This is a genomic window from Pseudomonas fluorescens HK44, assembly GCF_000217955.3.
Lineage (GTDB): Bacteria > Pseudomonadota > Gammaproteobacteria > Pseudomonadales > Pseudomonadaceae > Aquipseudomonas > Aquipseudomonas fluorescens_AQ.
In genome coordinates, this window is record NZ_AFOY02000004.1 from 386,054 (window position 1) to 398,720 (window position 12,667).

At 57.0% G+C, this 12,667-nt stretch carries 13 protein-coding genes and 4 pseudogenes; 9 read left to right on the top strand and 8 right to left on the bottom strand.

Going from position 1 to position 12,667, the window contains the following annotated elements:
* Nucleotides 1-180: 180 nt before the first annotated feature.
* Together HK44_RS03730 and osmE are read right to left on the bottom strand one after the other, a co-directional pair.
* Nucleotides 181-567, bottom strand: a complete 387-nt coding sequence (locus tag HK44_RS03730; RefSeq protein WP_019689420.1) for a hypothetical protein — start codon at nt 565-567, stop codon at nt 181-183.
* 389 nt (nt 568-956) lie between these two features.
* A complete protein-coding gene (gene osmE, locus HK44_RS03735) occupies nt 957-1,322 on the bottom strand; it encodes an osmotically-inducible lipoprotein OsmE (protein WP_019689421.1) in 366 nt (121 codons plus the stop codon).
* A gap of 309 nt (nt 1,323-1,631) precedes the next feature.
* On the opposite strand from osmE, the gene HK44_RS03740 reads away from it, so the two are divergent.
* Nucleotides 1,632-1,967 carry a hypothetical protein gene (locus HK44_RS03740; RefSeq protein ID WP_024264732.1) on the top strand — a complete coding sequence of 112 codons (336 nt, stop codon included), beginning with the start codon at nt 1,632-1,634 and terminating at the stop codon, nt 1,965-1,967.
* Nucleotides 1,968-2,123: 156 nt separating this feature from the next.
* Here HK44_RS03740 and HK44_RS03745 read toward each other — a convergent pair whose 3' ends face one another.
* Nucleotides 2,124-2,702: a DUF4337 domain-containing protein gene (locus tag HK44_RS03745; protein WP_019689423.1), complete on the bottom strand. Its 579-nt coding sequence runs from the start codon at nt 2,700-2,702 to the stop codon at nt 2,124-2,126.
* Nucleotides 2,703-2,731: 29 nt separating this feature from the next.
* Complete coding sequence (locus HK44_RS03750) at nt 2,732-3,673, bottom strand: LysR family transcriptional regulator (protein ID WP_019689424.1); 942 nt, start codon at nt 3,671-3,673, stop codon at nt 2,732-2,734.
* A 94-nt stretch (nt 3,674-3,767) separates the two neighbouring features.
* Between HK44_RS03750 and HK44_RS03755 the strand changes: the two genes are divergently transcribed.
* From HK44_RS03755 to HK44_RS03765, 3 genes are all read left to right on the top strand, one after another.
* The gene (locus HK44_RS03755) at nt 3,768-4,757 is read left to right on the top strand and encodes an NAD-dependent epimerase/dehydratase family protein (protein ID WP_019689425.1); all 990 of its coding nucleotides are present in this window, start codon (nt 3,768-3,770) and stop codon (nt 4,755-4,757) included.
* A gap of 487 nt (nt 4,758-5,244) precedes the next feature.
* Nucleotides 5,245-5,436, top strand: coding sequence for a hypothetical protein (locus HK44_RS03760; RefSeq protein WP_019689427.1), 192 nt, complete (start codon nt 5,245-5,247; stop codon nt 5,434-5,436).
* A 363-nt stretch (nt 5,437-5,799) separates the two neighbouring features.
* Nucleotides 5,800-6,144 carry a hypothetical protein gene (locus HK44_RS03765; protein ID WP_019689428.1) on the top strand — a complete coding sequence of 115 codons (345 nt, stop codon included), beginning with the start codon at nt 5,800-5,802 and terminating at the stop codon, nt 6,142-6,144.
* 131 nt (nt 6,145-6,275) lie between these two features.
* Here HK44_RS03765 and HK44_RS03770 read toward each other — a convergent pair whose 3' ends face one another.
* Together HK44_RS03770 and HK44_RS03775 are read right to left on the bottom strand one after the other, a co-directional pair.
* Complete coding sequence (locus tag HK44_RS03770) at nt 6,276-6,602, bottom strand: helix-turn-helix domain-containing protein (RefSeq protein ID WP_019689429.1); 327 nt, start codon at nt 6,600-6,602, stop codon at nt 6,276-6,278.
* Nucleotides 6,583-6,837 (bottom strand): type II toxin-antitoxin system RelE family toxin, encoded by a 255-nt coding sequence (locus tag HK44_RS03775; protein WP_019689430.1) that lies wholly within the window; start codon nt 6,835-6,837, stop codon nt 6,583-6,585. The genes HK44_RS03770 and HK44_RS03775 overlap by 20 nt, the downstream gene beginning before the upstream one ends.
* Nucleotides 6,838-7,092: 255 nt before the next feature.
* On the opposite strand from HK44_RS03775, the gene HK44_RS03780 reads away from it, so the two are divergent.
* Complete coding sequence (locus HK44_RS03780) at nt 7,093-7,785, top strand: HAD-IA family hydrolase (protein WP_019689431.1); 693 nt, start codon at nt 7,093-7,095, stop codon at nt 7,783-7,785.
* 82 nt (nt 7,786-7,867) lie between these two features.
* Here HK44_RS03780 and HK44_RS03785 read toward each other — a convergent pair.
* Nucleotides 7,868-8,327, bottom strand: a pseudogene (locus tag HK44_RS03785) (SDR family oxidoreductase); the annotation flags it as partial.
* A gap of 65 nt (nt 8,328-8,392) precedes the next feature.
* Between HK44_RS03785 and HK44_RS03790 the strand changes: the two are divergent.
* From HK44_RS03790 to HK44_RS03800, 3 genes and pseudogenes are all read left to right on the top strand, one after another.
* A pseudogene (locus HK44_RS03790) lies at nt 8,393-8,905 on the top strand (IS5 family transposase); the annotation flags it as partial.
* Nucleotides 8,906-9,424: 519 nt separating this feature from the next.
* Nucleotides 9,425-10,693 carry a group II intron reverse transcriptase/maturase gene (gene ltrA / locus HK44_RS03795; protein WP_031319308.1) on the top strand — a complete coding sequence of 423 codons (1,269 nt, stop codon included), beginning with the start codon at nt 9,425-9,427 and terminating at the stop codon, nt 10,691-10,693.
* A gap of 59 nt (nt 10,694-10,752) precedes the next feature.
* Nucleotides 10,753-11,073, top strand: a pseudogene (locus HK44_RS03800) (transposase); the annotation flags it as partial.
* A 267-nt stretch (nt 11,074-11,340) separates the two neighbouring features.
* Here HK44_RS03800 and HK44_RS03805 read toward each other — a convergent pair.
* Entirely contained in the window at nt 11,341-12,372 is a 1,032-nt protein-coding gene (locus HK44_RS03805) for an IS110 family transposase (RefSeq protein ID WP_024264711.1), read from the bottom strand.
* An 87-nt stretch (nt 12,373-12,459) separates the two neighbouring features.
* Between HK44_RS03805 and HK44_RS03810 the strand changes: the two are divergent.
* A pseudogene (locus HK44_RS03810) lies at nt 12,460-12,582 on the top strand (IS5/IS1182 family transposase); the annotation flags it as partial.
* Nucleotides 12,583-12,667 lie beyond the last annotated feature (85 nt).

Sequence of the window (12,667 nt, forward strand, 5' to 3'; positions counted from 1 at the left end):
TCGGAAAGCGAGCAGAAGCAGTTGAACACCTGGGTCAGTTTTCAGTCGGCAGAACAGCCTTTACTGGGTCAGTTTTCGGTCAGCGGCAACACAGAGGGCGCCAAAGGTCAGTCGTTACCGGCGCCTGACTGGCTTTGTCTTCGGTATGGATTTGCATTTTCTTCACGGAGTTGGTCATTTTCAGCTTTCCTCCTGGTTGAGTCCCGAAGTGGGCCGCGAGCATCCCGCTTCCAGGCGCCGATAGGTGGCAATATCTGTCAGGCAGAGCATTTTCCTGCCATCGCTGAGCTCAATCCAGAACGTTACTTCTGCATCAGCCCGGGTCATGGCGGTGTCTGTCACGGACCAAGTGGGTGCTAAAGCCATCGCAGCGGCCAAGCCCATTCCGGAAGGGCATTGTGTCAGCGCGATCGGGGTTTGGTTGACGACGTTGATATGTTTGATATCGGTAACCGGGACATTGATACCAGGCCACGGATAGAGCGCTGTCTCGATACTGACAACACCGGATTCGTACGCCCCCACTCCATGAAGAAAATCACCAGCTAGAACATTAATTTTAGCCATGTGGAAATCCTCCCGACATCTGTTGCATCAGGGATTATTGATGTTTTGTGATGACCGCGACGGCAGCCCATTTGACGCAGGGCATCGCAACCCGGCTCGCCACCAAACGTCAACAGATCCAGAATATTCCACGCCCCAAAAAGGGGCGCGTCAATGACTCTGCGACGAAATACTGTTGATCTGATGTCGGGGGAAGGAGGCAGAAATTGAAACCGGGATGACGCCTTGTGAATGTCTATGTGTCAATCACGCTCACACTGTCTTGTTCGATCCCTCCCCTGACTCCCAATGCAGTCAAGGGGGGTATTTTGATGGTTGAAAAAAGATTGGGGGCGTCATTTTGGGGCTTTATAGGGCAGAACCCCGTGAGGACAAGGGAGCGTCATGCGCTAATAACCGCCACCGCCCATCCCGCCGCCCATGCCGCTGGATGGCTCTCTGGCCTTTTGCTGCACATGACTCCATTCCGCGCACGTCATAAAGCTCTTGTGGTCGACTTTGCCTCGACCATCAAAACTGACATTGAACGTGTGCTTTTGGTCAGCTTGCGCAAGCATATAGTCAAAACAGGTGCCGGGCTCGACGGTGCGATCACTGATTGATAAAGGCTTGCCGCCGATTTGCTGGACTTGATCCTTGCTCATGCCCATTTCTACCTTTGCGACCAGCGGTTGCTCTCGATAGACCGATGTCTCGGAGCTGCATCCAGCCACCGCGGACAGCACGACGACCAGTGCGAATACAGGGGTGTTCATGACAGGGCTCCCGAAAGTGAGTGTCGTGAAGAAACTCTTGGGTGCATCAATAAAAGTAAAGTCGAGTTCGGCGGTGCACGCCAAATATCCTCAGGGCTGAGGCATTGGTGTGCGAGGGAAGAGCAGATAACAGAAAGCCCACGCGTGGCGGGGTTTGCGAAAAGGAGCAGAGCGACTTTCAGAAACGTACGAAAACGTTCCTTTTCGATAGATTTGTTCTCAATTATGCAACAGTGCGTTCTCTTAATTACGCTGGATGTCTACCCGGCCTCGCGTTACATTTGCCACATTTTATTGCAGGGAACAATTATGCGAGTTTTGATAGGTGCGCTTGCAGTTGCAGCGTTGGCGGGGTGCTCTTTGCCGGCCTCTTTGGTGCCGGGTGAACCGAATGTCAGCGAGATCACTGCCAAGGTTCCCAAGGATTACGCCCAGTGCGTTCTGCCGGCCTGGCAGCGCGAGATCCCTAAAACCACCCAGACTACGATTTCAAACGGCTACAGGATTACTGCGCCAAGCGTAGTGACGGCCGATGAGACGCTGGATATCGTGAAGTACAAGAATGGGAGCCGCATATCGCTGTATCAAGGCCCGCCGTGGGCCAAATCCCGCGCTCTGATGAAGTCGGTGCACGACTGTTTGTAATTCATGCCTTATGAATTGACGTTGGAGTGATGCGGGATGCGCGCACCGCTGCTTTGGCTGGCTGTTCTGGTCACGATTGTTTATTGATTGCCTGCCCGCCCGCTTGTCAAAAAGTCGGGTCGAAGGGGATGACCTGATGTCGTCCCCTCAAAACACTTATAGATGCAACCACGCCAGCGAACCCAACACGATACTAATGCCCGCTGCACTGTACGCAACCCGTTTCAGCCATTCCTTGCGCGTCAACAAGGTGATTGCCGCCAGCGATATGGCAATCTGAATCGCCGTCATTGCCTGCGCCCAGCGGTGATGCTGGTGCAATACCAATTCTGATTTTGCATCCCACGCGCGAGCTTCTGCTTCGAGTTCTTCCGCTTTCTTGCGCACTGCTTCTTTTTCGGTCTTGTAGCGTTGCGCTTCGGCGGTGTAGTGCGCGGCGTCGAGGCCGGGAATGTGAATCGCCAGTTCAGAGAGGTTTTGTCGGCTGGATTTAGCCTGGTAGTAATTCCACTCGTTGGAGGCTTCGGTTTTCTTGATGGCGGCGTTGTTCTTGTCCATGGCCGCTTCGCTTTCCGTGGAACCCGCCTGGTAGCTGAGCATGGCACCGATGGTTGCCATGATCGCCGTCATCACCGCTATCTTGCTGGCGAAACTGTCCCCGCGGGCATGGGCGTGTTCGGTCGTGTGTTCCAGATGCTTTTCGTGCGGGCTGGGGACTTCGAAGTCTTCAGTCATGGCTGTGAGTCTGCAGGAGGGAATGGGTATCAAATTGTAACTGGAGTGGATGCCGAAGGCGCTATTTCAATCATCCTGCCATCCGGATTTGCATATTGCTGCAACCCTTCCACCAACGCGTCGAAGGCCGCGCGGCATCGCGGGCTATTGCGCAAGTCCTCGTGCATGGTGACCCAGGTTTCCAGTCCCAGCGAAAACGACGTCGACAGCACGCGTTGCAATGCTGCATCGTGCTTGGCCAGCGGAACCTGGCAAAACCCGATACCGGCCCCCGCGCGTATCAATGCTAACTGCGCCAGATCGCTGTCGCTGCTCAGTGAGAAGAGCTGGCGGTCAATGCCTTTGATGGACTTGCTGATGCTGCGGATAAAGGCGTTCGGCTGGTCGTAGCCGATGATCGAATGGCCGGCCAGTTCGTTGAGGTCGCGCGGCATGCCATGTTGGCTCAAATACTCGGCGTGCGCATGCAGCCCGAGTTCGATCTGACCGATCCGCCGCGCCACGAGTTGCTCTTGCCGGGGGCGCATCATTCGCACGGCGATGTCGGCTTCGAGCTGCAAGAGATCGACCACGCGATTAGTCAGCACGAGTTCAACTTTCAACGCCGGGTGTTGCTGGCGAAGCCGGGTGATGATGGGCGGCAACACTTCGACGCCAATCACGTCGCTGGCTGAAATACGGACAATCCCGTGTACAGCCGCGCCCTGACTTGAGGCGGCTCGCTCAATCGAGGCCGCTGTATTTTCCATGGTTTGTGCGTGGGCGCGCAGGGTCAGTGCCACTTCGGTGGGCATCAGCCCTGTTTGTGATCGCGTAAACAAAACAACACCCAGCGCTTTTTCGAGCGCAGCGATGTGCCGGCCGACCGTTGGCTGTGTGATGCCGAGCAAGCGCGCCGCGCCCGACAGCGATCCTTCGTTGAGTACACCCAGGAAGGATCGATAGAGCTCCCAAGCAATATTTGATGCCATGCATAAATGTATAGCGTCACGCTGATCTTCTGCAATTTATCTATAGCCTCCATTCGCTCAGGATCAAGCCCTCTATAACCTTGAGGTGTCGGGCATGAGCAGCAATAAAGTGCTGGTACTGGGAGCGACGGGCGGGATTGGCGGGGAGGTGGCGCGTCAATTGAAAGACGCCGGTTGGGAGGTGTGCGCGCTGACACGTCACCTCGAAAAGGCCGTCAATCAACAAGCGGATATCACGTGGTTGCGCGGCGATGCATTGAATCGGCAGGAGGTTATCGAGGCAGCGAAAGGGTGTTCGGTGATTGTGCATGCGGTCAATCCGCCGGGCTATCGTCGATGGTCGGAGCTGGTGTTGCCGATGCTCGACAACACCATCGCTGCGGCCGTGGTCGAGGGGGCAACCATCGTGCTGCCCGGCACGGTTTATAACTTCGGCCCTGATGCTTTTCCGGTATTGCATGAAGATTCACCACAGCAGCCGCGTACCCGAAAAGGTGCTATTCGGGTGGAGATGGAGCAGCGCTTGCGCAAGGCTGCTGACAACGGCGCTCGTGCGCTGATCGTTCGCGCTGGGGATTTTTTCGGGCCGCGAGCCGGTAACAACTGGTTTTCCCTGGGCTTGATCAAGCCGGGGAGGCCCGTCAAAGCAGTGAGTTATCCAGGTGAGCGGGGTGTTGCTCATCAGTGGGCCTATCTGCCTGACGTTGCGCGAACCATGGTCGAGTTGCTGGAGCGCCGCACCACACTCCACGCTTTCGAAAGCTTTCATATGGCCGGTCATCTGGACACCGACGGTATCCGGATGGGCCGTGCTATCCAGCGTGTTGTTTATCGGCACACGGGCATGGAGCCGCGTGTGACGGCGTTCCCGTGGTGGTTGCTGACAGTGGCTTCGCCCTTTGTTGTGACCTTCCGTGAAACGCTGGAAATGCGTTATTTGTGGCGCACTCCGGTGCAGATGGACAATGCGCGATTGATCGAGGTGCTGGGGCGCGAACCGCATACGCCACTGGATGAGGCCGTCGAAGCGGCGTTGGTAGGCATGGGGTGCATCCGTCGAGACGGCTTGGCGACTTATTCCTGATGCGTGAGTGCTAACAGGCGTCTCCATTGACGGTCACTGACTGACTTGAGTTTCGCAGACAAAGTAATTGCTCTTACGATTCTTGGCCGTGAGATCTACTGTCAGCTTTTTGGCTGCTGCGAGGCATTGTTTGTAAGCGTCAGCGTGTACCCAGTGTTCGACGGGTATCACTTGGCAGTCAGTGCGGGAGGCGTCAGTGCATAGGTACAGCAGTAAAAATACCGTCATACAACCTCCTGTGCGCTTAACACCAAAACCATCGGATGAACCTGGGTCGCAACCCTCCCTGGCAAGTAAAGCCGATTGATGTTTTATCTGTCAGAAGCGGGTCGATGAGGTCAGGGGCTTTTCTTGGCCGTTCGTCGGGCGTTGCGCATTTGAATCATGGGTCAGTGAATGACCGGCTAGTCTCAAACGCCTTGAAGGTCGGTATTTTTTTAGGCAATCAGTTGCTTGCCGGTATCGATCTGTCTGGAGGGACTGATAGATGAGCATTCCTTACATTGAAGATGATGGTGCTGAGTACCCGGTCAACAATTGTGTGCAATGTGGCCAGACGGATTATGTGGCGGGGTTTGGTGAAACACCGACCAAACCGGGCCAGGCCAGGCTGCCAGCGGTGACAAAAACCACCGCAAAGCCGTTCATGCCCAAGGTCTCCGTGCCTGTACGCAAGTAATCGAAAAGTAGGCAGACCCCGCCATTGACCATAGATTTTTGTGAGTGGTGTATGAGCATGCAGCGTGGCGCAGGGGGAGTGGAGGCTTGCGACGTGTCATGCGCGGTATCAACATAATCGTTTTTCGGGCGTTTCCTTCACGCTTCTTTCACAAGAATATCCGTAGGCTCAACTCATCCGTTAAAAAGCAATTCCATTAGCCCGTCTCCCCAGCGGGCTTTTTTTTGCCTGCAATAAAACTCTTTGCGTATAAACTGTCCAACCCTCGAGCTCATGAGGGTTGGGCCGGTTCTTTGACTGAATCGACGGCCTTTTTAAGCATCCGGTTTTTTACTAATCAGTACCCTTTTTGAGGTTTATGTCATGCGTTTAACTTTGCCTGCTCTGGTTCTGGGTCTTCTGGTCGCTCAAGGCGCAATGGCCGGTGATGGCAGCGCAGCGCTCGGCGGCGGCCTGGGTGGTGCGCTGGGTAATGTGGTCGGTCAGAAGCTCGGTGGCAGCACCGGCGCGGCGATCGGTGCAGGCGTTGCAGGCGCGGCAGGCAGTGCTGCCGGCGCGCGCAAAGGTCACCGAGCCAAAGCTGCAATCGGCGGTGGTGTAGGCGCGGCGGGTGGTTCGGTCATCGGCAACTCGCTGGGCGGCAAGACCGGTTCCGCCATTGGTGCTGGCCTTGGTGGCGCAGCCGGCGGCGCGCTCATGGGCAAGTAAGCGCACTGATCCCAGCGATACGATTTGAAAAAGCCCGGCTAATTGCCGGGCTTTTTCGATTTGGGTTACTTGACCCCTGACACCCCATGCTAGTGCGTTACCTGAATCCAGAACCGGCAATGACCCGGACTTCACAACTCCAGCTGATCAGCCCTGATCCCGAACGCCATGGCGATCTTTTCCCGAGTGGCGCGGCGCGGCTTGTTCACCGCCTCCTGCTGGGCGAACGCAGGTTGTGAAATCCCCATCCGCTTTGCCACTTCTTCCTGTGTCAGGTTCAAGTGTTCGCGCCAGGCGCGGATTGGGGTGGCGCCGTCGACAATACGGCTGACCACCTGATGAGGAATCAGCTCGGTGCCGCCGTGTTGAGCGACATATTGCTGGTAGGGGATGACCACAAAGGCCGGTTCACCGTCCGGGCCGTTGATGATTTGTATGTCAGTAGGTGCGTTCGTCACGTTTTTTGACCTCTTGAATGCTGACTACCTGGACCGAGCCGTCCCAGTCAAACAGAACCCGGTAGCTACCGACTCTCAGGCGATACCCGCAATTGTGCAGGGCTAGCGCCTTGACATTGATTGCGTCGGGCATGCGCTCCAGCTGCGTTACGGCATCGCGGATTTGCGCCCGGTGCTCCGTGTGTACCCTGAGCAGTTGCTTTACGGCTTTGCGGGTCCAGTAGATTTCGTTCATGAGATCTTAATAAGTCTTCCATAAGTTATGCAATTATTTTCTTATATTTCTATAAGTAACCGTGCGGCGCTTTCCTTGCGCTCACTACACACCCTAGGCTGTGATCTGAGGGGGAGGGGCGGCAAACAGTTGCCGCATGTGAACCGCGCTCGTTATGCTGCTGAGCCCTTTGATCGATCCTTTTTCGATCGATCAAGGCACTGGCCGTACCTGAGCCGCCTCCCGGAATGTTGTGTTGATAACGGATCAGATGCGATGAATGCACCGCTCGACTTCGGCCCGATCAAGGCCGTGATTTTCGATATGGATGGTTTGCTGCTCGATACCGAGGGTATCTACACCGAGGTCACGCAAATCATTGCCGAACGCTACGGCCGAACCTTCGACTGGCACATCAAGCAGAACATCATCGGCCGCGGTGCTGGCGATTTGGCGCGTTATGTCGTCGAGGCGCTGGACCTGCCGATCAGCGCCGAAGAGTTTCTGCTGATCCGCGAGCCGTTGATGCGCGAACGATTTCCGCGTGCGCTCGCGATGCCGGGCGCGCAGGAGCTGGTTCAGCATCTGAAAGCGAACAACATTCCGATTGCCGTGGGCACGAGTTCTTCGAGTCAGTCCTTCGGGCAGAAAACCACATTGCATGGCGATTGGTTTGCGTTGTTCGACACCATCGTGACTGCTGATGACCCTGAGGTAGGTGCGGCGAAACCAGCCCCGGATATCTTCCTCACTGCTGCGCGACGTTTGGGTGTAGCGCCACAGGATTGCCTGGTGTTTGAAGACTCGCCGTTTGGCGTCACAGCAGCAAAAGCTGCGGGGATGACCGCGATTGCTGTGCCGGATGCGGCCATGGCTGACGAAAAGTATGCGCATGCCGACAGCATTCTTCGTACGTTAAAAGCCTTCCAGCCGCACGCGTATGGCTTGCCGGCACTCGAGCACGCATAACGCAAGCGCTGAACGACAAAACGCCGGGCAACCTGATCAAGGGTTGCCCGGCGTTTTGTTATTACGCCGCAAAAACGCTGAATCAGGCGCCAAAGCCACCGTCGATGCTCAGGCTGGCCCCAGTGATGTAGCCGGCTGCCGGGCCGACCAGGTAGGCGACGAAACTGGCAATCTCGGAGGCGGTGCCATAACGACCAACGGCCATCAGCGGGATCAGGCTTTCGGCGAAGTCGCCATGGGCCGGGTTCATGTCGGCATCGACCGGGCCAGGCTGCACGTTATTGATGGTGATACCGCGGGGGCCCAGGTCGCGGGACAGGCCTTTGGTCAGGCCGACCAGCGCTGCCTTGCTCATGGCGTAAGGGCCGCCACCGGCGAAGGGCATGCGGTCGGCGTTGGTGCTGCCGATGTTGATGAGCTTCTTGAGTCGCGATGAACACGCTGCGTACATTGATCGCCAGGGTTTTGTCGAAGTCTTCGAGTTTGAAGTCTTCCAGTGGAGCGACAGCCAGCCCCCCTGCGTTGTTGACCAGAATATCTAGGGAAATCCTGAAGAAGACTTCCTGATTTTGGCAAAATGCCGGGACTCCACCCGCCGAGTTTTCCGATGAAGCAAATGACCTTCGCCGATGCCGAGTACGCCGGTAAGCGCAAGCAGACCCGCAAAGAGTTGTTCCTGATCGAGATGGATCAGGTGGTGCCGTGGAAGGGTTTGATTGCCCTGATCGAGCCGCATTACCCGAAGGGGAATGGTGGTCGTCCGGCCTATCCGCTGATGGCGATGCTGCGTATCCATCTGATGCAAAACTGGTTCGGCTACAGCGATCCAGCGATGGAGGAGGCGCTGTACGAGACCACTATTCTGCGACAGTTTGCTGGGCTGAGCCTGGAGCGCATCCCTGATGAAACCACCATCCTCAACTTCCGTCGTTTGCTGGAGAAGCACGAACTAGCCGCCGGAATTCTGGCCGTGATCAATGGCTATCTGGGCGACCGAGGTCTGTCGCTGCGCCAAGGCACCATCGTGGATGCCACGCTGATCAATGCGCCAAGCTCGACCAAGAACAAAGACGGTAAGCGCGACCCGGACATGCATCAAACCAAGAAGGGCAACCAGTATTGTGTGTCACGAACACAGGTCAGTTGACCTGTGATGCTGTACCGAAGATGGAAGTAGGCCTTCCGAAGTCGGCTTGCAGGAGCGGACTTCAAACCACCTGGTGCTGCTGCGCCCAAAAGGCGTGGTGGTGAGCGACCGAGGAAAAGTCACCCCTGAGGGTGGCAGGTGAGTATGGAGAAGATGAGCGAAAGCAAACCGTCCGATGACGCATCGTTATGCCCAAGGTGCTGTCGAAACTGAGGTTGAGTATTGGCTTCAGGACGAGTCGGGGCGTTACCTGCTTACGGACCCGATGGCAGCCGGTGTATAGGCGGCATGATCTCCATATAGGCTTTGGTATGGAACGTGAGAACCTTGTTCCAGATGCGAAGGAAAATGACAAATGGCCAACACCATGAGGAAGAATACCGATGCTGGAGCGAGGGGCGGAGCCTCCCGTAGTAGTGATGAAGCCTCTGTAATGGCGGTGGAGCGAAGGGGCGGCGTTATCCTGCCGACGAATGCTGTCAACCTCCGGGGATGAGCAGCATGATATCGGCGAAACCTTATGGCATAGCGAAGCGCACGGTATGGGAGGCATACCAGCAGGTTAAAGCTAACCGTGGTGCTGCTGGCGTCGACGATGAAACCATTGCCGACTTCGAGCAGGGCCTGTCGAAGAATCTTTACAAGCTGTGGAACCGGATGTCGTCGGGATCATACTTCCCGCCGCCGGTGAAGCAGGTGGAGATTCCCAAAGCGTCGGGAGGCATGCGCAAGCTGGGGGTGCCCACGGTCTCTGACCGTGTTGCGCAAACCGTAGTCAAACTTCTCATTGAGCCAGAGCTGGACTTGATCTTCCATCCGGACTCTTATGGGTATCGGCCTGGACGGTCGGCGAAGCAGGCCGTGGCAATCACTCGTGAACGCTGCTGGCGATATGACTGGGTCGTGGAGTTTGATATCAAGGCGGCTTTCGATCAGATTGATCATGGGCTGCTGATGAAAGCGGTACGCGCCCACATCAAGGAAGACTGGGTTCTTCTGTACATTGAGCGGTGGCTGGTCGCACCGTTCGAAACGAAGGACGGCGTTCGCGTTCCACGCGACCGCGGCACTCCGCAGGGAGGAGTAGTCAGTCCAATCCTGATGAATCTGTTCATGCACTACGCCTTCGACATGTGGATGCAACGCACCAGCGCGAACTGTCCGTTCGCCCGGTATGCAGACGATGCGGTGGTTCACTGCCGTAGTCGGAAGCAGGCGGAATATATGATGCGAACCATCGCGTCACGGCTGGCGGACTGCGGGCTGACGATGCATCCTGAGAAATCGAAGATCGTGTATTGCAAGGACAGCAACCGTACCGAACAGCATCTGCATGTGAGCTTCACCTTCCTGGGATTTATGTTCAGGCCGAGGAAGGCACTCAGCAAAGACGGCAGACTTTTCACGAGCTTCCTTCCGGGAGCGAGCGAGGGTGCCTTGAAGCGGATGCGGCAAACGGTGCGCAGGTGGCGACTCAATAGTCAAACCCACGTGACGCTGGCCAATGTGGCTCGGCTATACAATCCGGTGATACAGGGGTGGTGGCACTACTATGGCTCGTTTTATCGGACGTCCATGCTTGGCATCTTCCAACACATTGACCGCGCACTTGAACGCTGGGCCCGACGAAAGTACAAGGCCCTCCACAGGCGGAAGCGGCGTGGTAGCCGATGGGTGGAAAAGATGCGGATGGTGGCACCCCGGCTATTCCATCACTGGCGAGTGGCTGGGCAACAAGGTTGGATAACGGGAGCCGTATGACGCGAGAGTGTCACGTACGGTTCTGCGAGCGGCTGTGGGGGCAGTTCCTGCGGTCGACTCACCACTTCGGCATGAAGGCCCACATCGGCGTGGATGACGAGTCGGGTTTGGTGCACAGCGTGGTGGGCACGGCGGCCAACGTGGCAGATGTCACTCAGGTCGACAAACTGCTGCACGGCGCGGAGAACGTGGTCTGCGCCGATGCCGGTTATACCGGCATCGAGAAACGTACTGAGCATGATGGGCGCGAGGTGATCTGGCAGATCGCGGCACGCCGCAGCACTTACAAGAAGCTGGGTAAGCGTAGCGCCCTGTACAAAGCCAAGCGCAAGATCGAAAAGGCCAAGGCGCAGGTGCGCGCCAAGGTCGAGCACCCGTATATGGACTCCTCCTCTTTGCAAGCCCCCCTTCGCTCTGGCGCCCGTGCCGACTGCACACGTATATTCGGCCTCTGACTGTGGCATCAGATCGATGCTGGGCCATGATGGGCTATTCGCGCGTTGGTTCCCAATCGTTCCGCCGTGCTTTTCGCACCTGGATGCTTGAGGGTTTTACCAACGCTGGTTCGACCGGTTTGCCATCGTTCGGGTTGCGTCGCAATCGTGGTTAAGGGATGGTTCTCTCGTAGGGTACCTCGGGTGAATAGATCAGGTTGCCGCCCGATCCGGTTGGTAATCAGAATCATGACGCAGCATTGCCCAGGCCATGCGTGCCGTTTTATTGGCCAGCGCGACAGCGGCCACATTGGGATGTGAGCGCTCGGCTAAACGGACGACCCACTGGCTGAGTCGGTCGTCTTTGGGTTTCGCCGTACGCAACGCCGAGCGGGCACCATGGACTATCAGTGTTCGCAGATACGCATCGCCGCGCTTGCTGATGCCAAGCAGTCGATCCTTGCCGCCGGAGCTGTGTTGCCTCGGCGTCAATCCCAGTGAGGCGGCGAACTGTCGGCCGTTGGCAAACTGTCGAGGATCACCGAGGGCGACGACGAGTGCGGTGGCGATCATCGGGCCGACGCCGCGTAGCTGTTGTAGACGGAGGGCGGCCGGTTCGCTTGTCGCAATGGCAGTAATCTCGCTGTCGAGTTCGTTCACGCGCTCATCCAGCCCGCGAAGATCGCCCCACAAGCCATCCAGCAAACGGCGAAAGCGTACCGTCAAACCGTTATCCGGATCTTCCAGCCAGCACGGTATCGCACGACGTAGCATGAGTAATTCTTTCGGGGCGATGAGGCCGTACTCGGCGACCAGCCCACGAATCTGATTGGCTTTGGCCGTCCGCTGTTCAATTAAGCCGGCCCGGATGCGATGCGTCGCCTGGATATCCTGTTGCTCGACGGTCTTGATGGCGACGAAGCGCATGCTGGGGCGGCTCATCGCTTCACAGATGGCCTCGGCATCGTTGGCGTCGTTCTTGTTGCTCTTGACGTACGGTTTGACGAACTGCGGCGCGATCAGCTTCACGCGAAATCCGCATGCCTGGAGCTGTCGTGCCCAATGGTGCGCACCGCCGCAACTTTCCATGCCAATCTCACAGCCGGGCTCGATCTTCTCCAGCACCGTTTGAAGCCAGCGATCACGAGGCAGACGCTGCCGCCAGATTGGCTGGTCATGGCAATCCACGCCGTGGATCTGAAATACGTTCTTGGCCAGGTCGACCCCAATGCGCATAAGCTTCATGTGTGGACTCCTTCTCGCATTTGACTGTGGTTCGCACCTTCAGTCTGGCACTCAAGATGCCGAGGTGAGGAGGAGTCCATCCCATTGTTCCGGGTGATCAAGCGCCAGTTCGGTTATGTGAAGACGCGCTTGCGCGGCCTGACGAAGAACACGGCGCAACTGGTGACACTGTTTGCGCTGTCGAACTTGTGGATGGCGCGTAGACATTGACTGACGAGTGCAGGAGAGGTGCGCCTGTAATGTGGGGAATGGTTACCGGGAGGTGCTCGCGGCTATATCCCGACCTGGGTTGTGG

Excerpts from the sequence above, each read along its gene's own strand:
- HK44_RS03730 (WP_019689420.1), bottom strand. The coding sequence starts at position 567 with ATGGCTAAAATTAATGTTCTAGCTGGTGATTTTCTTCATGGAGTGGGG.
- osmE (WP_019689421.1), bottom strand. The coding sequence starts at position 1,322 with ATGAACACCCCTGTATTCGCACTGGTCGTCGTGCTGTCCGCGGTGGCT.
- HK44_RS03740 (WP_024264732.1), top strand. The coding sequence starts at position 1,632 with ATGCGAGTTTTGATAGGTGCGCTTGCAGTTGCAGCGTTGGCGGGGTGC.
- HK44_RS03745 (WP_019689423.1), bottom strand. The coding sequence starts at position 2,702 with ATGACTGAAGACTTCGAAGTCCCCAGCCCGCACGAAAAGCATCTGGAA.
- HK44_RS03750 (WP_019689424.1), bottom strand. The coding sequence starts at position 3,673 with ATGGCATCAAATATTGCTTGGGAGCTCTATCGATCCTTCCTGGGTGTA.
- HK44_RS03755 (WP_019689425.1), top strand. The coding sequence starts at position 3,768 with ATGAGCAGCAATAAAGTGCTGGTACTGGGAGCGACGGGCGGGATTGGC.
- HK44_RS03760 (WP_019689427.1), top strand. The coding sequence starts at position 5,245 with ATGAGCATTCCTTACATTGAAGATGATGGTGCTGAGTACCCGGTCAAC.
- HK44_RS03765 (WP_019689428.1), top strand. The coding sequence starts at position 5,800 with ATGCGTTTAACTTTGCCTGCTCTGGTTCTGGGTCTTCTGGTCGCTCAA.
- HK44_RS03775 (WP_019689430.1), bottom strand. The coding sequence starts at position 6,837 with ATGAACGAAATCTACTGGACCCGCAAAGCCGTAAAGCAACTGCTCAGG.
- HK44_RS03780 (WP_019689431.1), top strand. The coding sequence starts at position 7,093 with ATGAATGCACCGCTCGACTTCGGCCCGATCAAGGCCGTGATTTTCGAT.
- ltrA (WP_031319308.1), top strand. The coding sequence starts at position 9,425 with ATGAGCAGCATGATATCGGCGAAACCTTATGGCATAGCGAAGCGCACG.
- HK44_RS03805 (WP_024264711.1), bottom strand. The coding sequence starts at position 12,372 with ATGAAGCTTATGCGCATTGGGGTCGACCTGGCCAAGAACGTATTTCAG.